This is a genomic window from Eisenbergiella tayi (genome assembly GCF_001881565.1).
Lineage (GTDB): Bacteria > Bacillota > Clostridia > Lachnospirales > Lachnospiraceae > Eisenbergiella > Eisenbergiella tayi.
Genome location: NZ_MPDJ01000001.1, coordinates 1,115,154 through 1,136,291, shown reverse-complemented (window position 1 = coordinate 1,136,291; position 21,138 = coordinate 1,115,154). Strand labels below are relative to the sequence as shown.

Genomic DNA, 21,138 nt, shown 5'->3' with positions numbered 1-21,138 from the left:
ACTGTAACCGAAAAAATTTTATTTTTTTATACTGTATGGTTTTATTCTGCCAGACGTGTTAAAATAAATAGAATTTATAGGAATAATAAATGAGTAACTATGTGGGAATAGGAGAAAATATGCAGTATAAAAGGTTTCCTTTATGGGAAAAGGGATGCCTGGCGGCTTTTATAATATTAATTCTGGCAGCTTTATTACCGGCGCGTTCTCTTGAGGCAAAAGAGGACAGGCCGGTAGTTCGTGTGGGATATCCCATTCAGCAGGGATTGACGGAAATAGATGAAAACGGGAATTATACGGGCTATATTTATGACTATTTACAGGAAATCGCCCAATATACCGGATGGGATTATGAGTTTGTCCGGGCTGAAGGGGATATAAACGAAAGCCTTATGACCCTGATGGAGATGCTGGAAAACGGAGAGATCGATATCATGGGAGGTATGCTGTATAACAGCAGGATGGAGGAGATGTATGATTACGCCTCCAACAGCTGCGGTATTGTATACACAGTATTAAAGGTACTCTATGAAGATACGGCGTTTAATGAAGCTTCCAGAGAAGAGAGGCCTCTCCGTGTGGCTATGATAGACGGAGCCGCCCAGCGCAGGGAGGAATTGGAAGAGTACTGCAGGATGAACATGCTGATTCCGGAAATTGTTCCCTGCGATACGGAGGAGGAAATGCTTCAGGCGCTGAGGGAAAACCGTGCGGATGTCATGCTCAGCACCAGTATGGAATTTATGGAAGGCTTACGGACGGTTGCCCGTTTTTCGCCCAGGCCGTTTTACTTTGTATCCACAAAGGGAAAAACAGACCTGCTGAATCAGCTGGATAAGGCTCTGCAGAGCATTGAACAGGCGGATCCCTATTTTTCAGCATCCCTTTATGAACAATATTTCAACCCGCCCAATACGGAGCTGTGGCTTACCTCAGAAGAAAAAAAATATGTGGAGACAGCGGGGACGCTGAAGGTGGGAGTCCTTTCGGATTTGCCGCCCTATCAGTATACGGACGAGGTAACCGGACAGCTTAAGGGGATCGGTGTGGATCTGCTGGAAAAAATACAGGAACAGACAGGACTTTCCTTTCAGCTGGTGGTAGCGCCGGACGAGAAAACCCTGAACCGTATGGCCGCGGAGGGGAGCATTGATCTGGTAGCCGGCATGAATTATGATTATGAGCTGGCAAAAGACAGGAATGTGGCCATGAGCAGGCCTTATATCACCACGCAGTATATGCTTTTGATAAGTGACAGAATGCAGAACCGGCGGCTGGAGGAAATGAGTATGGCCATGGTGGATGGCTGCGGCTGCTATTGGGAGAAAACAGACACAGGTGTTTATTTCCAGTCAAGGGAGGATATTGTCAGGGCGATAAACAGCGGTAAGCCGTATTACAGCTATATGGACGCTTATGTGGCCCAATATTACTTTAACAAGACGGAATTCAAGAGCCTGAAGCTGATTCCTCAGATATCCATTGACAGCAGTACCTGTATCGGGGTGGTTAAGCCTGCCAGCACGGAGCTTCTCAGTATCCTGAACAAGGTGATACAGGCATTGCCCCAGGATGAAATGCAGTCGATTATCTATGCCAATACTATTTTTAAGGAAAGCCCGACCCTGGCGGATTATATTAAGGAAAATCCCTTCCAGGCGGCAGCAGCGGCAGGGGTGGTTATTTTCCTGATCATTGCCGCCCTGGCATGGGGCATTTTCACGAAGGAAAAGCTGAACCGGAAAATAACTCTGGAGCTGGCGAAGCACAGGGAAATTTACGGGCTTGTTAATGATTATTTTTTTGAATATGATATCAAAAAAGATATTTTCACTATTTCCATGAAGCCGGACGGGAATGGGGAGGAACGAACTGCGATCTATAACCTGAAATCCGGAACTGATGAAAAAACAGACTATCGGAAGCAGCTTTTGGAGATTATGGTTCCCGGAAAGGACGGGATCCGGGAGCTTCAGCTTCCGGAATATAAGCAGAACCAGACGGAGGATAAGCTCACGCTCATATGGATCCGGCTTGCCATGAAAACCATCTATGATTATAAAGGAAATCCTGTCTGTATCATTGGGAAAATGAATGATATTGAAGAAGAGAGGCGTGAAAGGGATAAGCTGAAAAATCAGGCGGAAAGAGATGGCCTGACCCATGCGTACAATGCAAAGACCAGCCTGCGGCTCATCGAAGAACGGCTGCAGTGCCTGGAAGAAGGAAACAGGGGAGCGCTTCTGCTCATCGATATTGATAAATTTAAAAATATTAACGATACGTACGGACATATGGCAGGAGACCAGGTTCTCTGTGAGGTTGCGGCAGTGCTCCGGGAATGCTTCCGCGAAGAAGATATTGTGGGAAGGCCCGGAGGAGATGAATTTGTGGTTTATATGGACAGAATGAAGGAAAACAAAGCTCTTGCCGATACCTGTGAGAGACTGCTTCAGAATATCCGTAAAATCAATGCTGCAAATGCAGGAAAGGTGACAATCAGCGTAGGCGCTGTGGTGACAAAGCGCGGCGACCGTTATGATGAGGTATATAAACTGGCGGACAATGCTTTATATCGGGCCAAGAGAGAAGGACGGGACGGTTTTTTTATCGCCTGAATAAAAATGAAAAAGAAGGGCATGATAGTTACGTAAGAAAAGGAGGTAGCTGTCATGGGAAATAAAGGTCTTGATTATACAGCACTTGTGATTACAGTTATCGGCGCCATTAACTGGGGGCTTATCGGTCTGTTCCGATTGGACCTGGTAGCGCTGATATTCGGCCAGATGAGCTGGATTTCCAGAATCGTATATGTGATTGTGGGTATCTGCGGCATCTATCTGCTCACCTTCTTCGGCCGTGTTGGAAACGGCAGAGATGATTAAGCAGAAAATATGAGGAGGCCTCCGGAAGAATGAGAGTTTATTTTCCGGAGGATTCTTTTCTTTTTTCGGAAGGTGTACAGCCATATTTTTCATGGAACATTTTCCGGAACAGCTTATAATTGGTAAATCCGTGCCGGGTAAGCAGTTCAGTTATGCTTGTGTCGGTGCGGAGGATATCTTCGCAAATGTGGGAAAACCGTACCTGGTTAACGAATTCCAGAAAGGTGATTCCCATATTTTTTTTGAAAAAACGGCAGAAATATTCCGGATTCAGCGCGACAAGAGAGGCAGCGTCACTAAGGCTTATGCTTTCGTTATAATGGGCATTTACATAATCCATGACCGTTATCAGACGGGTGCGTTCTTCGTCCGTCATGGAACTGGCCTCCATGCCATCGGGAGCCTTAAAGCTGGTGATACACAAAAACAGCAATTCGTAAAGCAGACTGGTAAAATGGAGCTGATACCCCTGGGGTTTGCCCTCATAAATATACCTGATTTCTTTCAGACAGAAGCGGAAGGCTTCATCAGGCGCGGGGTTCCCGCAGGAACCATTGAGAAAACGGATCCTGTCGAAATCAGGAATGTGTTTCTTCAAAAAAGGATAGGGAATCTGCAGAACCTGGATCCGGGAATGCTCGGAACAGCTGGTGGCGTGGATATCCCTGGAATTGATAATGGCAAAATCGCCTGTTTCCAGGCGGAAGGCGGAGTCATTTATCATGATATCCATATCCCCTCCCGCTATATAGAGGATTTCCAGACTGTTGTGCCAGTGGCGGGGGACCAGGACGCCCGCATCCTCATAGGAAAAGCAGCGGACCTGGATTTCCGGCTCCACCTGTATATTTTCATGAATGTAGCTGGCGGGCAGGGAATTCTTTTTCAGATGAATCCCGTCAAAATAGCTTCCATTATAGGAATCGGCATAAGAGTCGGAGGACGGCTGGTAGCCGATCCCTTTTTCACCCTGAGAAGCCAGGGTGTCCAGTTCTCTTCTGATCTCATTCAGATATTTCATAAAAACCCCCTATAGGTAAAGAATAACCCTAAAATATGATTTAATTATGTTATATTTTTATAAATAAGTCAATATTGACCTATATTAAGTCAGTTTTGCAATAGCGGTTTCCTAAGGAACATGATATTATGAAAATATGGATGTCCTTCGGGATATCAAAGGTTAAGAACGTTGTTTTGTTTATGGGAAGGAGAATGGTATGACAAGGGAAAAACTGCAGGAACTGATTGGGAAGATGACATTGGAGGAAAAGGCCTCTCTGTGTTCAGGAGCGGACTTCTGGCATACGGAGAGTGTGGAAAGGCTGGGAATTCCGGCCATGATGGTTTCCGACGGCCCTCACGGACTCAGGAAACAGGATCAGGAAGCGGATCATCTGGGGGTTAACGACAGCATTAAGGCGGTTTGCTTTCCGGCGGGCTGCGGTACGGCGGCCAGCTTCAACAGGGAACTGATAACCGGCATGGGCGAGGTGCTGGGTGAGGAATGCCAGGCGGAGGGCGTTGGCGTTATTCTTGGGCCTGCCGTAAATATCAAACGTTCCCCTCTCTGCGGACGGAATTTCGAGTATTATTCGGAAGACCCCATGGTTGCTTCTGAGATGGCAGGCGCGCTGATCAAGGGCGTACAGAGCAAAAACGTGGGAACAAGCATCAAGCATTTTCTGGCAAATAACCAGGAGACGCGCAGGATGTCTTCCTCCTCCGAAGTGGATGAAAGAACGCTGCGTGAAATTTACCTGGCGGCTTTTGAGGGCGCGGTGAGCAGCCAGAAGCCCTGGACTGTTATGTGTTCTTATAATAAGATCAACGGCACCTATGCTGCTGAGCATAAAGAAGCCCTGACAGATATCCTCCGCGGGGAATGGGGCTTTGATGGCTTCGTGGTAAGCGACTGGGGTGCGGTGAACAACAGAGTACCCGATTTGGAAGCAGGACTGGATCTGGAGATGCCCGCATCCGGCGGCATCAATGACAAGCAGATCGTGGATGCCGTAAAAGAAGGCCGCCTGGAGGAATCTGTTCTGGACAGAGCGGTGGAAAGAATCCTGAATATCGTATACCGCTTCCAAGAAAACAGGAATGATTCAGCGGTATTTGACAGAGATAAGGATCATGAATATGCGAAAAAGGTAGCGGAGGAAACTATTGTCCTTCTGAAAAATGAAGATGGGCTTCTGCCTCTTTCGGAAAAGGAAGAAATCGCTTTTATCGGTAAATATGCAAGACAGCCCCGTTTTCAGGGCGGCGGCAGCTCCCATATCAACAGCCATAAGGTCACAGGGGCCTGGGATGTGGTAAAGGACTGGGGAAACATTACCTTTGCAGAAGGCTACGGAGATCAGGAAGATGTGACGGATGAAGCGCTGATCGCGGAAGCGGTGGAAAAAGCAGGCAAAACGAAAGCGGCTGTTATTTTTGCAGGACTTCCGGATGCATTTGAATCGGAAGGCTTTGACAGAAGCCATATGGGAATGCCGAACTGCCAGAATGAGCTGATTAACCGCGTGGCCGCCGTTCAGCCGAATACCATTGTGGTATTGCATAACGGTTCCCCAGTGGAAATGCCGTGGGCCGATCAGGTTAAGGGTATCGTGGAAGCATACCTGAGCGGACAGGCGGTAGGGGCCGCTGTTGTGGATATCCTCTTCGGAAAAGTGAATCCCAGTGCAAAACTGCCTGAAACATTCCCTTACAAGCTGGAGGATAACCCGTCCTATCTGTACTACCTGGGAGAAGGCGATAAGGTGGAATATCGGGAAGGTGTTTTTGTAGGCTACCGTTACTATGATACCAAGAAGATGGATGTACGTTTCCCCTTCGGATATGGTTTGTCTTATACAACCTTTGCTTATTCCAATCTTAAGCTGAGCGCGGCACAGATAAAGGATACGGATACCCTCACGGTAAGCGTGGATGTAACCAATACGGGAAGCATGGCGGGCAAGGAAGTGGTACAGCTTTATGTTTCCGATGTGGAAAGCACCGTAATCCGTCCTGTGAAAGAGCTGAAGGGCTTTGACAAGGTGGACCTGCAGCCCGGTGAAACAAAGACCGTAACCTTCACTCTGGGTAAGAGAGCCTTTGCTTACTGGAATACGCAGATTCATGACTGGCATGTGGAAAGCGGGGAATTCCGCATCCTTGTGGGCAAGTCATCAAGAGATATCCAGCTGGAGGAGACGGTTACCGTGGAATCAACGGTTAAGCTTCCCGTACATTTCACTCTGGACAGTACCTTCGGAGATTTGATGCAGGATAAAAAAGCCAGGGAGATTCTGGAGCCTATGATGAAGCTGGATATGGTAGGCGGACAGGAAGAGGACAGCGATGTGGCAGCTTCGGCTATTTCCTCTGAAATGATGGAAGCCATGATGAAATATATGCCTCTCCGCGGCGTGTTAAGCTTCAGCAGCGGTAAGGTGAGCCTGGAGCAGCTTCAGGGGCTTCTGGATCAGCTGAATGCATAAGTAATTATAAGGAATAAAGAAACCAGGCTTTGTCACCTGCCGGTAAGATACCGGCGGCGGCAGGCCTGGTTTTTTCATATCTTTCAGGATAATCGGTAAATGCCCGGTTTTATCAGGAATGCTCAGGACATCCCATTATCCCGGAAATTCTGCGTGTAGCTGTAAGCAGCTCTGGAATGATCCTGTGTTCCATTCTGTCATTATCCATACGTGAGCGCGGCGCGGAAATGCTGATTGCGGCGTAGGGCATATTGGTATAGTCAAAAATAGGACAGGCCGCGCAGCAGACATCGTTTTCATGTTCTTCATCGTCGATGGCGTAGCCGCATTCTTTGATGTGATCGAGCTCCTTCAGCATAAGCTCATAATCAGTTATTGTTTTAACGGTATAAGGAATGATTTCCGTAGCTTTCCAGATCTGCTCCTGTTCGCTTCGGGGGAGATAGGCCATGATGGCTTTGCCCACGCCGGTACAGTACATGGGATTATGGAGGCCGATATGAGAAGCCATCCGTACCGTATTTTTGGACGAATCCTCCTTGTAAATATACACGACCTCGTGCCCCTCCCTCACTACCAGATGGACGGCTTCATTTGTAATCCTGGACAGATGCTGCAGGTAAGGCCTGGCGGCGGAAAGGATATCAAAACCGGCAAGGCTGCGGCTGCTGATTTCAAAAAGCTTCAGGGTGAGAAGATATTTTTTTGACTCCGGATCCTGAGTGATGTATCCCCGCCCGGTCAGAGTGGAAAGCAGGCGGTGTACCGTACTTTTTGGGAGCCCCACATCAGAAGAAAGCTCCAGAAGCGTTAAGCCCTGAGGAGCCGAAGAAAGGTTTTCAATAATATCAAAAGTTCGCTCCACGGATTGGACGGAAGAATTGTCTGCCATAGTATACCTCGATTATTTCAAAATGGTATTTCACAGGAACCGGCTTTGTAACTGTTCAGTTCCTTCACGATTACCTAACTTTAGCACTTTTCATGGCTCAAGGCAAGGAGGCAGGGCAAAGGACAGCTTTGAAAGTTTAATCCTCCAGTATCTCACGAACTTCTTCCGGAGTAATTCTGCCTTTCAGGGCCCAAAAACGAAGGGTTAGCTGGTTGTAAGGAATACCCCAATATTTAGAAAAAGTACATTGACAGAGATGTAATATTGGGGTATAAAAAATATATAGTTCCATATTATAAAATATAGTTCCATTATACGGAATTAATGGGCGGGTTCATACACATTAAAGGGAAATATAGCTTCTCTAATGTGGAAAAGGGGGTATAATTAATGAGAGAATTGTGTTTAAAGCATCCGATTTGTGCTATTTTGAGGAATGTCCCGCTGGAAGAAACAGAAGACTACGCAAGGGTTGTTTTTGAGGGTGGGGTAAAAATGTTTGAGGTGGCGCTTAATTCTGATGATGCGCTTTCACAGATCATTCTGCTGAAAAAAATATTCGGAGAGGAAGCGGCAGTGGGGGCGGGAACAGTTACTACTCCGGAACGGTGCAGGATAGCCCTGGATTCCGGGGCGGAGTTTGTGCTGACACCCTCGGTCAACAGGGATACCATTGAATTCTGCCTGAAACATGCTATCCGGATTTTACCCGGGGTGATGACTCCTACGGATGTGGATGTGTGTTTATCTTATGGGCTAAACACCATGAAGCTGTTTCCGGCAGGGGATTTGCCGGAAAATTACATAAAAAGCCTGAAAGGGCCTTTTGATGGAACGGAATATGTGGCGGTCGGGGGTGTAAATGCCGGAAATATAGGCAGTTTTTTCGAAAGAGGGTTCATTGGAGTGGGAATGGGGCAGAATATGGTGCCCCGCGAATATGTGGAAAAGAAGCAGTGGGAGGAAGCCTCAGCATATGTCAGGGGCCTGGTTCAGGGAATAAGGAGAAAAAGCGTATGAAAATAGCAGAAGTCAATGTTTACTGGGGACGGCCCAGATGGGGATTTGTGGAGATTGTCACGGACGATGGCCTCACCGGCTGGGGAGAAGCGATTATCGAAGGAAAAGCCAATACCGTGCTTGCCTGCGTGGAAGAAATGAAGGAATATCTGTTAGGAAAGGATCCCAGGCGTATAGAGGATATCTGGAATACCCTGTACAGAGCAGGTTTTTATCGGGGAGGCCCTATTCTGATGAGTGCTATTTCCGGCATTGATCAGGCGCTTTGGGATATCAAGGGAAAATATTATCATACGCCTGTTTACGAGCTGATGGGAGGAAGCTGCCGGGATAAAATCAGAGTCTATTCCTGGATAGGAGGAGATCGGCCCAGTGATGTGGCAAGAGATGCTTTGGAAAAGAAGAAAGCCGGATTCACCGCTATAAAAATGAATGCCACAGAAGAGATGCAGATTATAGATTCCTATGAGAAGATTGATCGGGTATTGGAACGGGTGGCATCGATAAGGGAAGCCGTGGGGAAATATTTTGGGATAGCCATTGATTTTCACGGTCGTGTCCATAAGCCCATGGCTAAAATACTGGCAAAAAAACTGGAAGAATTCCAGCCCATGTTTATAGAAGAACCGGTTCTGTGTGAGCATATGGAAGAATTTATAGAAATACGAAGAGCCTGTGATATTCCTATTGCTACGGGAGAAAGGCTGTTTTCAAAATATGACTTTAAACGGCTGCTTCAGACCGGAGGCGTGGATATCATCCAGCCTGATTTGTCTCATGCCGGAGGGATTACGGAAGTGAAGAAAATTGCCGCCATGGCAGAAGCCTATGATGTGGCGCTTGCACCGCACTGCCCGCTGGGGCCGGTAGCCCTGGCAGCCTGCATTCAGGTGGATGCCACCTGCTATAATGCGTTTATCCAGGAACAGAGTATGGGAATTCATTATAATGAGCATCATGGTGTCCTGGATTATATTAAAAATAAGGAAGTCTATACATTTACCGACGGATTCGCCAGCCTTCCCGAGAAGGATGGCCTTGGAATAGAAGTTAACAGGGAATTGGTTCTGGAAGAGAACCGGATGCCTCACAGATGGAAGAATCCGGTATGGAGACATGAGGATGGATCCATAGCGGAATGGTAAAATAACAGACAAAAAGCAGGCGGAAGCGCCTGCTTTTTTGATGCCGTAAGGAAAAAACGACTCTGATTATTCCGATGCGGGTTATTCTAGTTTTTGCATTTAAGTACATTATCAGGCCGTTTAGGCCAATATCAGTATCCTTCTGTTTTCCTGTGATATAATTATTCAAACATGCGGAGCATTTTACCAGCAAAAGGGTAAAACCGTTACGGGATGATATAAATGAGGGGAGCTGTTGGTGTGTACGATATTGGGATTTGTGATGATGGTGAATTCACATGCTCTGAAATAGAAGAAATGTTATTGCAGTATGAAAAAAAACATATGATTAAATTTGCTGTCCATATATGGAATTCGGGAGAACAGCTATGCCGTTACCTGAAAAACTCCGGCGGGCTGGATCTCATTTTTCTTGATATAGAGCTGTTGGATCTGGATGGAATTGTTGTCGGCAGATATATTCGTGAGGAACTGGAAAACAGGGATATACAGATTGTATATATTTCATGTAAAGGGCAATATGCACAGCAATTATTTAAGATGCAGCCGATGGATTTCCTCGTCAAACCAATTTTGCAGAAACAAATAGATGAAACAATGGAATTAGCAATCAAAATAATAGATAAAAACAATATGTTTTTTGAATTTCAGAAAGGCGGTGAGTACTATAAGATTCCTTATGGCGATATTTTGTATTTTTACAGTGCCGGAAGAAAAATACACATTGTGCTTAAAAATAAGGAAATAGAGTTTTATGATAAAATCGATACTATTCGGGAAAAGTTACCGGAGGATTTTATATTGATACATAAATCTTATATTATAAACCGTAATCATGTAAGGAAATATACGTATGAAACAGCAGAAATGAGCAATGACAAAATTTTAAGCATAAGTAAGCCAAACAGAAAAGATGTAAGAGAACATATACTGAATCAAGGGTAAAAGGATGAAGGATGTATAATATATTAATTTGTTGGTTGAGCAATTTTTTCAGAATGGTACTTATACGGCGGTTTATGCAAGTTTTTTTTGGCAAAGAGGCATCAGGTAAAAAGGAACTCATTGTTTATGGCCTCTTTTATGTAGTGAATACCGTCCTTTACTTGGTTTTTCATCTGCCATTACTTAATTTTGTATGTAACCTTGCAGGTATATTTGTTATTACACGGTTGTACACACATACATTTAAAATAAACAGTATGGTTACTTTACTGGTTTATTTTATCAATATGGGATGTGATACGTTAGCGATAGTTATGTTTGTAGATAATTATAGAGAGAGTGTGATACATAATCAGGTATTTAGTCTGATTACAGTTTTGCTGTTTTTTATATGTATATTGGCGGCTGAAAAAATCGTTACCTCTAATAAGATGACTGACGTGGTTCTTCCGGAGCATAGTTTATCATTAATGCTTGTACCGTTGATAAGTATACTATTATTCGGAGGGTTGTTATTTGATAAAAACAGTCCTGATAATATGGTTTTTGAAATGGAAACATTATGTCTTTTGTTTATTAATATGGTAGTTTTCTATTTATACAATGAAATACTGAAAGCTTATACATATAAGATTGACAAACTGGTACTGGAACAAAAGATTTCCATGTATGCCAATCAATTGGATACTATCATGAAAACAGAAAACAAAATAAGAGGTTTGCAGCACGATATGAAACATCATATCATCCAGTTGGAACTTATGGCGAAACAAAACGGCCAATCAGATATAGAGGAATATCTGCAGAATATGGCTGATTTTATGAGTAATCCGGAGGAAGTGGTGCATACAGGAAATCTGGATATAGACAGTGTGCTGAATTACATGATTAGTAAGGCTGAACAGGTTTTAAAGGAAGTGAATGTAAAGGTAAATATTCCTTCAGACATTGCTTCCCATTTTAATATAAATGTGATCATCGGCAATCTTCTTGAGAATGCGATAGAAGCGGCAGTGAATACGGAAAATAAAATATTGGATATTGATATTCATTATAAACAGGGAGTTCTTTATTTGGATATATCAAACAGTTATTCAAATAAAGTAACAGTAAAGGAGCATAGGTTCCTTACAAGTAAGGAAGATGACCATAAACATGGAATAGGATTGGATAATGTAAAAAAGATGGTGGAGGAGCATAATGGTGTATTACAGTTTTGTTATGATGAGAATATGTTTCGTGTAAAAATTATGATGTATGCTGAATAAACAGGATAGCAAAGTTGAGGGAGAAGAGTAAGTGCCCTCAACTTTTTTCGTACATCTGTTTTTTACAATAATATGGTCAATTTTTGGCATGAGAATAAAAACGGGATAAATATGGGATATAATCAAAAATAAAAAAGGGAGGCAAATAAAATGAAGGAAAAGAGAATATCGGAAAAAATGAAAAAAGTTATTGTTTCTCTGGCTCAAAAAGCAGCCTGCATGGAAGCAAATACAGCCTGCTCATTTTGGTATTATCAGACCAATATTCCTGAATGTGTAAAAAAACTGCGTAAGTTTTAGTACAGATATATGAAGCTAACAGAGAATTTTATCCGGGAAGGTATAATAAATGCGGATGATAAAGAAATAATCGAATTTGGTTTGACGCGGATTAAAGATTTAATCATTGGTTTATGTATTACCTTCATTATAGGGATATGCTTTGGCATACCGGGGGAGAGCTTAATATTTTGGATATTCAGTATGCCATTGAGAATAAATGCAGGGGGATATCATGCTGATAGCAGAACGGGATGCAATTTGATATCGTCAGTATCTATAATTGTCTGCTTTTATTTTATATCAAATGTTTTTTGGAAAGAAGTACCCTCCTTTTTTGCGTGCTTGTTATTTTGGGTGATAATTTACAAAATGTCCCCGGTGCAAAATAAAAGAAAAGAACTGGATGCTAAAGAAAAAAGAGTGTATAAACGCAGAAGCAGAATAATCGTAAGTATAGAAGGATTAATTTTAACAACGGCATTTGTTTTCCAATGGAATACTCTGATAAAAATTATTACCATGGTATTTTTTATTATGTCATTGTCACTGGCTGCAGGCCATATTAAAAATAGGATACGGTGATTTATTCGGAAGGTATATAGGGGAAAGGGGAGAGGATGTTGAACAGTACCGGTTATTACAAACATATTCTTAAATGCAGTGAACAAATGGAAGATGGACGTATGATTTTATTTGATCCTGACAGTGGGAAGACCCACGTCCTGAATGCCACGGCAGGGAAAATTTATCGCCTATGTACAAATACAGAGCCTGAAGGGATTGCCCTTTCTATATTAGAGGAAGGCATGGATGTGGATAAGGAAGTGATTTTGGAGGATGTTTGCGACACAATCCAAAATTTTGTGGAACTGAAGATTATTGCAGCAATTTAGGGGCATATCTATGAGAAATTATTTAAAAGGATTATATATTGAAATCATATCTCAATGTAATGAAAAGTGTATTTACTGCTATAACGAAAAAAATATGACAGACTGCGAAATGCTTCCTTATGGGAAGACAGCAGATATTATAAGCCATGCAGTGAAAATGGGAGTTGAGAATATTGCTATATCAGGAGGAGAGCCTTTCCTTCATCCTGAAATTAAAGAGATTATAAGCATTATTAACGAGAATGGCCTGATACCGACAATAATAACAAATTTAACTTTATTGGATGAGAAAATGTCTGAATTCCTTTCAGGCAAAAAGGTAAACCTTCAGCTTACGTTAGACAGTGGGATTGAAGAAATACATGATTTATCCAGAGGTAAAGGAACATTTGGCAAACAGGTCAAAGCCATTGGGTTATTAAAAAAACATAGATTCCGCCATGATATTTTACTTAGGTGTAATATCTGGGAAAAAAATTGTTGCTATGAAAATATCTTATCTATCTTGGATTTTGCCCGGGAATATGGAATTTCAACAGTTAATTTCGCCCTGGCACATCGTACGGATTCCTTTTGCCTTACAGCGGAAAGTGAAAGAGAGAAGGAAGATATTATAAATTGGGTTGAAGCGGCCAAAAAAATTCATCCGAAGCTTGATATTGATTTCCCTGAGGGAAAAGTGAGTTGGGCATGTCCGTTCCTGGTTGGTGAAGAACACTTGGATTGTGGATTGCGGATAACGGCAGCAGGGAATGTATATCCGTGCCAGATGTTTGACAGTGAAGAATTTTGCATTGGAAATATTTATAGTAATAATCTGGAAGAAATTATAGAAGGAGACCCGTTTCGGCGCTTTTTAGAACTGATGAGGCTGAGAAAATTCTTCATACAGAAATGCAGGGAGTGTGTATGCCAGGTTATCTGTTATGGAGGCTGTCCGGCAAAGGCGCTTTTAGATAATAAAAATATACTGACGGTTGAAGGAACCTGTGAAAAGAGAATGTATTATTATAAAGAAATGCTCAAAAACGCGGTTCCTTTAAAGTAAAATATTTTAATATTAAGAAAGGAGGGATTGTATGTATAAGAAAGCTGAAATTTTTACATTAGAGAAGGCTCTATTAAGGGTGGACTCTTATGAATGTCCGAAGAAATATTGCGCTCTTGCGTATTCAGGCTGTCCGTTTTTGTATAGCGGCTGAGAAAGGAGATGTAAATTATGTATGAAAAACCGGATTGTGTAACTGTTAACAGCTCGGAATTAGATGTTTTTGTTTTTTGTCCGATTGGATATGTGGGATGTGGAACAATATATTGCCCTAAAAAATTTTCAAGCTGAAAGTAACAGAGAACAGGAGGCAATATGAAAGAATATTTAAAGCCGGAAGTAATTGTTCTGGATAAGAAAAATATGCCTGCCGTTTTTTTGTCGGGAGACGGAATTTGTTTTTTGGGCTATAAAGCCTGCTCAAATAATTATACTGGTACCGGAGTATGCGATAAAGGCTATGTTGGATGCGGCTTTTGTTATCCCATTGAAAAAGAAGAGGAATAGAGCGTGACCGCCACTCAGCCAGTGGCGGTCAGCTTTTTAAGGAGGTATCTGTGGAGATCAATTTCAGCATGTGGATAGAAATTCTTAAATTACAGCTTGCTGCTGTCGGTTTTCTGCAGATTAAACCGCAGGGAAAAAGCATGTATCCGCTTATGGAAACAGATGATACGATAACAATAATCAGAAAAGATGAATATAAGGTGGGGGATATTGTTTTATATACAAAGAAGGAGCGGCTAATTCTTCACAGAATTATTTATAAAATGGAAGAAGGCATTTATATTCTTGTGGGTGATAACGCACATGGATATGAAGATCAGGCCGCAGATTTCGAAATACTCGGTGCGGCTGAACAGATTATCGATACCAACCGGAAGGAAAAAGAGATTTCAGATTTTCCTCTTTATAATTATGCAGCGGTCAAATATGCACATGTTTTCCGGCATATCAGAAATAGCCCTATTTTAGGGGAGAGGATACGCTATATTGTATATAGGATCCTTCACTTTCTTTTTTATGGTATTCCGGTGATTATATACCGGCTGGAATGTAGGGGGATTCATGGAAAAAGGGAAAGGATTAAAAAAATATAACCTGATATCATTGGTAAGCACTCCTTTGAAAGCAGCTCCCTTTGCTTCAGGAGTATATCTGCTGATGAAGGCAATAGGGGCAGTTGTTCCCCTGATAGCGATAAAACTGGACGCAGGCTTTGTTGATGCTGTTTTAAAAATAAAAGATAGAGGAATAAACAAGGCCTTATTTTGGTTAATATTAATTGCGTTGTTTATATTTATATCAGAGCTTGTAAACTATATTTCACGGCTTTTATGGGAAAAGATCGAAATAAAGCTGAATGAAGAACTGCTGATAAGAGTGTCAGATAAGACCAGTGCTGTTAAGTATAAATATATGGAGAATAAAGAAGCCCTGGATCTTATTTCAAGAGTAAATGCGAATATAGTTCCGTACTTTTCTGAAGGCTTTCTTAAATGTCTGCATGCATTTGACATGGCAATCCGTGTTTGTGGTATTTCCATCATATTAATAAAAGGAGCATGGTGGGGAATTATTTTGATATTTGCGTTTTCCATACCCTTATGTATAATGGCTCAAAAAAGCGGTGCAGAGCATTATGAAGCCGCCATAAGTGTAACAGAGAAAAAAAGAAAGACGGAGGTACTGAATGATATCCTGTGTTCCAAGGATAAGGAAGAAGAGAGGTTTTTGTTTGGTTTTTCAACGGAATTAGGGAAAAAATGGGAGGAGTCATTTAAACAGGTATGTGGGATTCAGCTTGGCGTCAGAAAAAAATGGTTCATTAAAATGAAGGCTTCCGGAGTGTTTGTCTGTGGGGCCTCCATGCTGATTATCGTCTCGCTTCTTCCCGCAGTAATTAGCGGAAGCATGAGTGTTGGCCTGTTTATATCTCTTATTAATGCTATTTTAGAGCTCATGCAGGAAACCACATGGGGACTGACGGAGATTGTGGATTCCTTAACCCGTACAAATCATTTTTTTAAGGATTTGAATTCATTTTTCTCATGGGAAGAAATTGATGAAAAAGATAAAAATAGAATGCCATACGATAAAGAAGCGTTTGTTTTTAAGTCTCTTGTCTTCCGGAATACCAGTTTTACATATCCTGATACAGAGAAACAGGTTCTGAAGAATCTGTTTCTTGAAATGAAAGAAGGGAAACATTATGCGCTTGTCGGAAGCAACGGCGAAGGGAAGACTACAATAATTAAATTGCTGTTGGGTTTGTATGACGGATACGGCGGCGATATTCTGTTAAATGGAGAATCTATCCGAAAGGTGCCTGTCAGGGAAAGAAATCAGATTTTTTCCGTGGTATTTCAGGATTTTGTCAGATACAGTATGACAGTGAGAGAAAATGTTGAACTGGGGAACATTTCCCATAAGGAAATAAAAGAGGAAGAGCTTCTGAAGCTGTTGGATAAAGTCGGGCTGAAGAATAAAATAGATTCCTTATCTGATGGAGTGGAGCATGTTTTAGGTAAGCTTGAGAAAGACGGGCAGGATCTGTCCGGAGGTGAATGGCAGAAGCTGGCGATATTACGGGCCATGTGTTCCCCCGCACCTGTCTTATTGCTGGACGAGCCGGCTTCTGCGCTGGATCCGGAAAGCGAAAGGGATATATATTATTTGTTTTTAAACCTGATGAAGGAGAAAACAGCGGTAATAATATCCCATCGTCTGGGATTTACCAGATGGGTAGATGAGATCCTTGTATTGGGGAATGGCGGTGTCCTGGAAAAAGGGACATTTGATGAGCTGATATCGAAAAAGGGTATTTTTTATGAAATGTTTGAAAGCCAGAAAAAATGGTATGGGAAACAGTAACCTGAACGTCATGCTTTTGCCGTTAAAACTTTTGTGCCAAAAATATTTTTCTTACCTTATTTTATTTTTATTGGTGGGAATTATCTACAGTTTACTGAATACAGCTATCATTATGGCCAAAAGCAGTTTTGTGGATGAAGCCGCCGATTTATTGAATTCTGTTATGGCACAGAAACGGATTTGGTTTATGGCAGGCTTTCTTGGTCTGGTCAGCGCACTGGAGATTATCGGTAATGGAATTTATAATTTCATGTACGTAAGCCTGAGTCTGAAAATGCAGGGAGAAATCCAAAAAACAATATTTCAAAAAATAAACCGCCTGTCCCCGCTGGCTTTTGAAACCTCAGAAAACCTGGAAAGAATAAAAAAGGCCCGGGAAGGCGGAAACGGCATTTTTACCATGTGGCTTACGGTTTTTTCCATTATATCCTTTTATTTGCCCTATTTTATAATGATAGAAATATATTTATATCGAATGCAGCCGGTACTTTCCATTTTTCTTTTACTTATATTTTTGCCGGTATTTTTATCACAAATTATCAATCACACTCTGGTTTCTCATTATGTTGACACAAGTACGCCGTACAAAAGGAAATATGAATATTATAATCGCTGTATTACAGAAAAGAGGTTTTTTAAAGAAACAAGGTTCTGGGGAGCGGTTCCTTTTTTCAGGAGTAAGTTTATTGCTTCCTTAAAGGGCTATTCAGAAGAAACCTGGAAAATAAATAAAAAATCCACATTCATACATATGGGTATGGAAAGCCTTACAATAGCAGGCTATTTTTCAATCCTTTATCTTTTATTCCGTCTGTTGGTTGATAACACTATTACAATCGGAGTCTTTATGGCTGTTTTTACATCTATAAAAAGGATGTATGATTTAATGAATGAAATGATAGTCAGGCATATAGGAGGAATTCTCAGAAATTACGGGAGCGTAAAAAAGTACTGTACCTTTATGAAAATGCCTGAGTATTATGAAGCAGCGGTATCCATGGATGGAGATATCACACTCTCACATATTGATTTTACTTATCCGGAGGGGCAAAAGGCGGTATTCCGGGATTTTAATCTGCGGATAAAGAAGAATGAGACAGTGGCGATTATTGGAGCTAACGGTTCGGGAAAAAGTACACTGGCAAAGCTTCTCGCTTCTATTTATGAGACGGATTCAGGTGAAATAAAAACCTTGGGAAGGGAAAAGACATCAATGGTCTTTCAAAATTTTCAGAAATATGATATGAGTCTGAAGGATAACATACGGATCAGCGACCTTTACAGGGATGATAACGATGAGGGACAGCTCAGCCTGATGGATTCTTTGGATATGGCAGGACTGAACAGCAGGTATCTGCTGGATAATCTGGAGACAGAGGTAGGCAGAAAATTCGGAGGAATCGATTTGTCGGGAGGAGAATGGCAGCGGGTTGCCATAGCGCGCGGTATTTACAGAAAGCATGATTTACTCATATTGGATGAACCCACCGCAGCCATAAATCCCATGGAGGAAGACAGAATTTTCTGTTTGTTTGAGGAGTTGTCCCAAGAATGTACCTCGATCCTGATTACTCATCGTATGGGGGCGGTAAAGATTGCCGACAGGATTATCGTATTGGAAAACGGAAGAATAATTGAAGATGGCACCTATCAGGAATTATGTAAGTCCGGAGGCCGATTCGCAAAAATGATATCCCTGCAGGCGGAACTGTACGAATAGAAAGTGTACTCTGCGCCATGAATTTAATAAATCAATCTATATGGATAGCTCTTTCTTACAAGCACCTTTTCCGCAGTATAAATACCGAATCCCAAAACATGGAAAAATGATTGGTGCAATCCTGTTCCGGGTAAGTTATAATAGATCTGGGAATACTGGCAACAGGAGGATTTTGTCAATGGAAACAGCGCTGCAGAAGTTCAAGGATATGGAAAAAAGCTGGAAGTGGTATCAGATAAACCGTTTTTTTGGAGCCCTTGCCGGAGCGGTGATTTATTCTCTGGGAATAAATCTGTTTATCGTGCCGGTTGCTCTTTACAGCGGCGGGATCATGGGATTTTCCCAGGTGCTGAGGACGCTTCTTATTCAGTATCTGGATTTGCCGCTTCAGAATTTTGATATAGCCGGTGTCATCTATTATCTGATTAACGTTCCCATTTTACTGCTCTCCATGAAACGGATCGGAAGGCGGTTTTTTATAAAAACGGTGATGTGTGTTACCACAGTAACCATTCTTTTGTCGGTCATACCGATCCCGGCACAGCCCATACTGCCTGATGATACTCTGGCGTGCTGTGTCATCGGCGGAATCATCTGCGGCCTGGGAATGGGACTTGCTTTAAAGAGCGGCGGTTCCCTGGGCGGAATGGACATCGTGGGAATGATGCTGATTAAGTGGCGGAAGAATTTCAGGGTGGGACGTGTAAATCTGGTCACCAATATCATCCTGTATTCTATCTGTATGTTCCTGTTTGATATTCCCACAGTGATTTATTCCCTCATTTATGCTTCGTTAAGTTCTTTTGCCATTGATAAGGTACATGCCCAGACGATCAATGTGGAGGTGCGTATCATTACCAAGATGCAGGATGAAGAAATGGAAAAGGAAATCTTCAGCGAACTGGAACGCGGCGTTACCAAGTGGGAAGCCATCGGCGCTTATACGGATGAGTCGGTGCATATTTTATTTGTCCTGATTTCCAAGTACGAGCTGAGCCAGCTGAAGAATATCGTACACAAATATGATCCGCATGCCTTTATTGTGGTAAATGAAGGGGTGAATGTGGTGGGAAATTATAAGACCCGCTTATAGTATAAATAGTTATATAAAAGAAAACCCTTCGGGAGAAAAGGCGTTCCGGCAGTCAGAACGCTTATCACCCGAAGGGTTTTTGTATCGTAAAAAGTTTATTGCTGGTTATCCGATTCCGTTTTAGGATCACAGGTCAAATGCATTCCCAGCTTTTTGAATACCGCCTCATCCACAGAGGAGAGCATAACGGAAGAGTGAACCTCACAGCCCTTCAGCTGGCGCAGGGCGCTTAAGGCGAGGGCGGCCCTTTTGTCCGTAGCTGCACTGATGGACAGGGCGATCAGTATTTCATCCGTGTGGAGTCTGGGGTTAATGCTTCCCAGGTATGAGGTTTTCAGAGTCTGGATAGGTTCAATTGCCTGAGGGGATACTAAATGAACCTCGTGATCAATATCCTCCAGAACCTTCAGGGAATTCAGAAGGCAGGCGGAGGCTGCGCCTAACAGGTCGGAGGTTTTTCCGGTTACCAGAGTGCCGTCGGAAAGCTCTATGGCTACGGCGGGATGTCCGGTTTCCTCTTCCCGCTGCATTGCGGCTTTTACGACAGGCCGGTCATTGATGGTAAGTCCTGCCTGTTTCATGAGAAGCTGAAGCTTATACAGGATATCCTTGGAGCTGTTGCCCCTCTTTAGTTCGCAGAGGCAGTGGTAGTAGCGCCGGATGATTTCCTGATTGGCGGCTTCCCGGCAGCTGTCGTCATCGATAATACAGTTGCCTGCCATATTTACGCCCATATCCGTAGGGGATTTATATGGGCTTTCTCCCAGAATCTGTTCGAAAATAGCGTTGAGTACCGGGAAAATCTCCACATCCCGGTTATAGTTCACTGTGGTTTCCCCATAAGCTTCCAGGTGGAAAGGATCGATCATGTTTACATCGTTCAGATCGGCAGTTGCCGCTTCATAGGCCATATTCACCGGATGCTTCAAAGGAAGGTTCCAGATGGGGAAGGTTTCGAACTTGGCATATCCTGCCTGAATCCCTCTTTGATGCTCATGATACAGCTGGGAAAGACAGGTAGCCATTTTGCCGCTGCCGGGTCCGGGAGCGGTTATGACAACGAGGGGTCTGGTAGTTTCCACATACTCATTCCTGCCATAGCCTTCATCGCTGACGATAAGATCAATATTATCGGGATAGCCTTCGATCACATAATGAAGGAAGGAACGGATTCCCAGATTATTCAGCCGCAGACGGTATTGATCCGCCGAAGGCTGTCCGGAATACTGGGTGATAACAACGGAATTAGCCAGAAAGCCCATTTTTCGGAAGGATTCAATCAGGCGAAGGACTTCCGCGTCATAGGTGAGACCGGAATCCATGCGGATTTTATTCCTTTCAATAGAAGGTGCACTGATGACAAGAACTATTTCAGCCTGTTCTCTCAGCTGGTAAAGCATTTTAAATTTACTGTCCGGCTCAAAACCGGGAAGAACCCGGGAGGCGTGGTAGTCGTCAAAAAGCTTGCCTCCGAATTCCAGATAAAGTTTATCGCCGAACATGGCGATGCGGTCCCTGATATGCTCTGACTGCATTTTCAGATATTTGTTGTTATCAAATCCGTACTTCATTAGTCCCTCTT

19 protein-coding genes are annotated in these 21,138 nt (G+C 42.8%); 16 read left to right on the top strand and 3 right to left on the bottom strand.

Translation table 11 applies throughout. From position 1 onward, the window contains the following. The first annotated feature begins 89 nt into the window (after window positions 1–89). Window positions 90–2,618 carry a transporter substrate-binding domain-containing diguanylate cyclase gene (locus BLA28_RS04665; protein ID WP_081329844.1) on the top strand — a complete coding sequence of 843 codons (2,529 nt, stop codon included), beginning with the start codon at window positions 90–92 and terminating at the stop codon, window positions 2,616–2,618. A gap of 54 nt (window positions 2,619–2,672) precedes the next feature. Next, on the top strand, window positions 2,673–2,885 hold the full coding sequence (locus BLA28_RS04660; RefSeq protein WP_009251588.1) for a DUF378 domain-containing protein: 213 nt from the start codon (window positions 2,673–2,675) through the stop codon (window positions 2,883–2,885). Window positions 2,886–2,922: 37 nt separating this feature from the next. On the opposite strand, the gene BLA28_RS04655 is transcribed toward BLA28_RS04660, so the two are convergent. Then, window positions 2,923–3,906, bottom strand: a complete 984-nt coding sequence (locus BLA28_RS04655) for a helix-turn-helix domain-containing protein (protein ID WP_081329843.1) — start codon at window positions 3,904–3,906, stop codon at window positions 2,923–2,925. 199 nt (window positions 3,907–4,105) lie between these two features. On the opposite strand from BLA28_RS04655, the gene BLA28_RS04650 reads away from it, so the two are divergent. Further along, entirely contained in the window at window positions 4,106–6,376 is a 2,271-nt protein-coding gene (locus BLA28_RS04650) for a glycoside hydrolase family 3 C-terminal domain-containing protein (protein ID WP_069156164.1), read from the top strand. Between the two features lie 112 nt (window positions 6,377–6,488). Here the strand turns inward: BLA28_RS04650 and BLA28_RS04645 are convergent, their stop codons facing one another. Next, window positions 6,489–7,268 carry an IclR family transcriptional regulator gene (locus tag BLA28_RS04645; RefSeq protein WP_069156163.1) on the bottom strand — a complete coding sequence of 260 codons (780 nt, stop codon included), beginning with the start codon at window positions 7,266–7,268 and terminating at the stop codon, window positions 6,489–6,491. A 390-nt stretch (window positions 7,269–7,658) separates the two neighbouring features. Here BLA28_RS04645 and BLA28_RS04640 point away from each other — a divergent pair, with 390 nt between their 5' ends. The 13 genes from BLA28_RS04640 to BLA28_RS04580 all read left to right on the top strand — a co-directional run bounded on the left by BLA28_RS04640 (window position 7,659) and on the right by BLA28_RS04580 (window position 19,556). Beyond that, window positions 7,659–8,288: a bifunctional 4-hydroxy-2-oxoglutarate aldolase/2-dehydro-3-deoxy-phosphogluconate aldolase gene (locus tag BLA28_RS04640; RefSeq protein WP_069156162.1), complete on the top strand. Its 630-nt coding sequence runs from the start codon at window positions 7,659–7,661 to the stop codon at window positions 8,286–8,288. Continuing rightward, window positions 8,285–9,433: a galactonate dehydratase gene (gene dgoD / locus BLA28_RS04635; RefSeq protein ID WP_069151675.1), complete on the top strand. Its 1,149-nt coding sequence runs from the start codon at window positions 8,285–8,287 to the stop codon at window positions 9,431–9,433. The genes BLA28_RS04640 and dgoD overlap by 4 nt, the downstream gene beginning before the upstream one ends. A gap of 222 nt (window positions 9,434–9,655) precedes the next feature. Next, entirely contained in the window at window positions 9,656–10,378 is a 723-nt protein-coding gene (locus BLA28_RS04630; RefSeq protein ID WP_242880557.1) for a LytR/AlgR family response regulator transcription factor, read from the top strand. A gap of 11 nt (window positions 10,379–10,389) precedes the next feature. After that, complete coding sequence (locus BLA28_RS04625) at window positions 10,390–11,646, top strand: sensor histidine kinase (protein ID WP_044972891.1); 1,257 nt, start codon at window positions 10,390–10,392, stop codon at window positions 11,644–11,646. A gap of 150 nt (window positions 11,647–11,796) precedes the next feature. Further along, window positions 11,797–11,946 carry a cyclic lactone autoinducer peptide gene (locus tag BLA28_RS04620; RefSeq protein ID WP_081329842.1) on the top strand — a complete coding sequence of 50 codons (150 nt, stop codon included), beginning with the start codon at window positions 11,797–11,799 and terminating at the stop codon, window positions 11,944–11,946. Window positions 11,947–11,955: 9 nt separating this feature from the next. Next, window positions 11,956–12,510, top strand: a complete 555-nt coding sequence (locus BLA28_RS04615) for an accessory gene regulator B family protein (protein WP_069156161.1) — start codon at window positions 11,956–11,958, stop codon at window positions 12,508–12,510. Between the two features lie 35 nt (window positions 12,511–12,545). Further along, window positions 12,546–12,821: a PqqD family protein gene (locus BLA28_RS04610; protein WP_069156160.1), complete on the top strand. Its 276-nt coding sequence runs from the start codon at window positions 12,546–12,548 to the stop codon at window positions 12,819–12,821. 10 nt (window positions 12,822–12,831) lie between these two features. Beyond that, complete coding sequence (locus BLA28_RS04605; RefSeq protein ID WP_069156159.1) at window positions 12,832–13,869, top strand: radical SAM/SPASM domain-containing protein; 1,038 nt, start codon at window positions 12,832–12,834, stop codon at window positions 13,867–13,869. A gap of 315 nt (window positions 13,870–14,184) precedes the next feature. Further along, window positions 14,185–14,376 carry a hypothetical protein gene (locus tag BLA28_RS04600; RefSeq protein ID WP_044972895.1) on the top strand — a complete coding sequence of 64 codons (192 nt, stop codon included), beginning with the start codon at window positions 14,185–14,187 and terminating at the stop codon, window positions 14,374–14,376. Window positions 14,377–14,426: 50 nt separating this feature from the next. Beyond that, complete coding sequence (locus BLA28_RS04595; protein ID WP_069156158.1) at window positions 14,427–14,969, top strand: S24/S26 family peptidase; 543 nt, start codon at window positions 14,427–14,429, stop codon at window positions 14,967–14,969. Beyond that, entirely contained in the window at window positions 14,938–16,743 is a 1,806-nt protein-coding gene (locus BLA28_RS04590) for an ABC transporter ATP-binding protein (RefSeq protein WP_081329841.1), read from the top strand. Before BLA28_RS04595 ends, BLA28_RS04590 begins: the two co-directional genes overlap by 32 nt. Further along, complete coding sequence (locus BLA28_RS04585; protein ID WP_069156157.1) at window positions 16,700–18,463, top strand: ABC transporter ATP-binding protein; 1,764 nt, start codon at window positions 16,700–16,702, stop codon at window positions 18,461–18,463. The genes BLA28_RS04590 and BLA28_RS04585 overlap by 44 nt, the downstream gene beginning before the upstream one ends. Before the next feature lie 178 nt (window positions 18,464–18,641). Next, window positions 18,642–19,556, top strand: a complete 915-nt coding sequence (locus tag BLA28_RS04580; protein ID WP_081329840.1) for a YitT family protein — start codon at window positions 18,642–18,644, stop codon at window positions 19,554–19,556. Window positions 19,557–19,651: 95 nt separating this feature from the next. Here the strand turns inward: BLA28_RS04580 and BLA28_RS04575 are convergent, their stop codons facing one another. Continuing rightward, window positions 19,652–21,127, bottom strand: a complete 1,476-nt coding sequence (locus BLA28_RS04575; protein ID WP_044972898.1) for a DUF1846 domain-containing protein — start codon at window positions 21,125–21,127, stop codon at window positions 19,652–19,654. Window positions 21,128–21,138 lie beyond the last annotated feature (11 nt).

Coding starts and splice junctions, on each gene's coding strand:
- BLA28_RS04665 (WP_081329844.1), top strand. CDS start 90: ATGAGTAACTATGTGGGAATAGGAGAAAATATGCAGTATAAAAGGTTT.
- BLA28_RS04660 (WP_009251588.1), top strand. CDS start 2,673: ATGGGAAATAAAGGTCTTGATTATACAGCACTTGTGATTACAGTTATC.
- BLA28_RS04655 (WP_081329843.1), bottom strand. CDS start 3,906: ATGAAATATCTGAATGAGATCAGAAGAGAACTGGACACCCTGGCTTCT.
- BLA28_RS04650 (WP_069156164.1), top strand. CDS start 4,106: ATGACAAGGGAAAAACTGCAGGAACTGATTGGGAAGATGACATTGGAG.
- BLA28_RS04645 (WP_069156163.1), bottom strand. CDS start 7,268: ATGGCAGACAATTCTTCCGTCCAATCCGTGGAGCGAACTTTTGATATT.
- BLA28_RS04640 (WP_069156162.1), top strand. CDS start 7,659: ATGAGAGAATTGTGTTTAAAGCATCCGATTTGTGCTATTTTGAGGAAT.
- dgoD (WP_069151675.1), top strand. CDS start 8,285: ATGAAAATAGCAGAAGTCAATGTTTACTGGGGACGGCCCAGATGGGGA.
- BLA28_RS04630 (WP_242880557.1), top strand. CDS start 9,656: ATGAGGGGAGCTGTTGGTGTGTACGATATTGGGATTTGTGATGATGGT.
- BLA28_RS04625 (WP_044972891.1), top strand. CDS start 10,390: ATGTATAATATATTAATTTGTTGGTTGAGCAATTTTTTCAGAATGGTA.
- BLA28_RS04620 (WP_081329842.1), top strand. CDS start 11,797: ATGAAGGAAAAGAGAATATCGGAAAAAATGAAAAAAGTTATTGTTTCT.
- BLA28_RS04615 (WP_069156161.1), top strand. CDS start 11,956: ATGAAGCTAACAGAGAATTTTATCCGGGAAGGTATAATAAATGCGGAT.
- BLA28_RS04610 (WP_069156160.1), top strand. CDS start 12,546: ATGTTGAACAGTACCGGTTATTACAAACATATTCTTAAATGCAGTGAA.
- BLA28_RS04605 (WP_069156159.1), top strand. CDS start 12,832: ATGAGAAATTATTTAAAAGGATTATATATTGAAATCATATCTCAATGT.
- BLA28_RS04600 (WP_044972895.1), top strand. CDS start 14,185: ATGAAAGAATATTTAAAGCCGGAAGTAATTGTTCTGGATAAGAAAAAT.
- BLA28_RS04590 (WP_081329841.1), top strand. CDS start 14,938: ATGGAAAAAGGGAAAGGATTAAAAAAATATAACCTGATATCATTGGTA.
- BLA28_RS04585 (WP_069156157.1), top strand. CDS start 16,700: ATGAAATGTTTGAAAGCCAGAAAAAATGGTATGGGAAACAGTAACCTG.
- BLA28_RS04580 (WP_081329840.1), top strand. CDS start 18,642: ATGGAAACAGCGCTGCAGAAGTTCAAGGATATGGAAAAAAGCTGGAAG.
- BLA28_RS04575 (WP_044972898.1), bottom strand. CDS start 21,127: ATGAAGTACGGATTTGATAACAACAAATATCTGAAAATGCAGTCAGAG.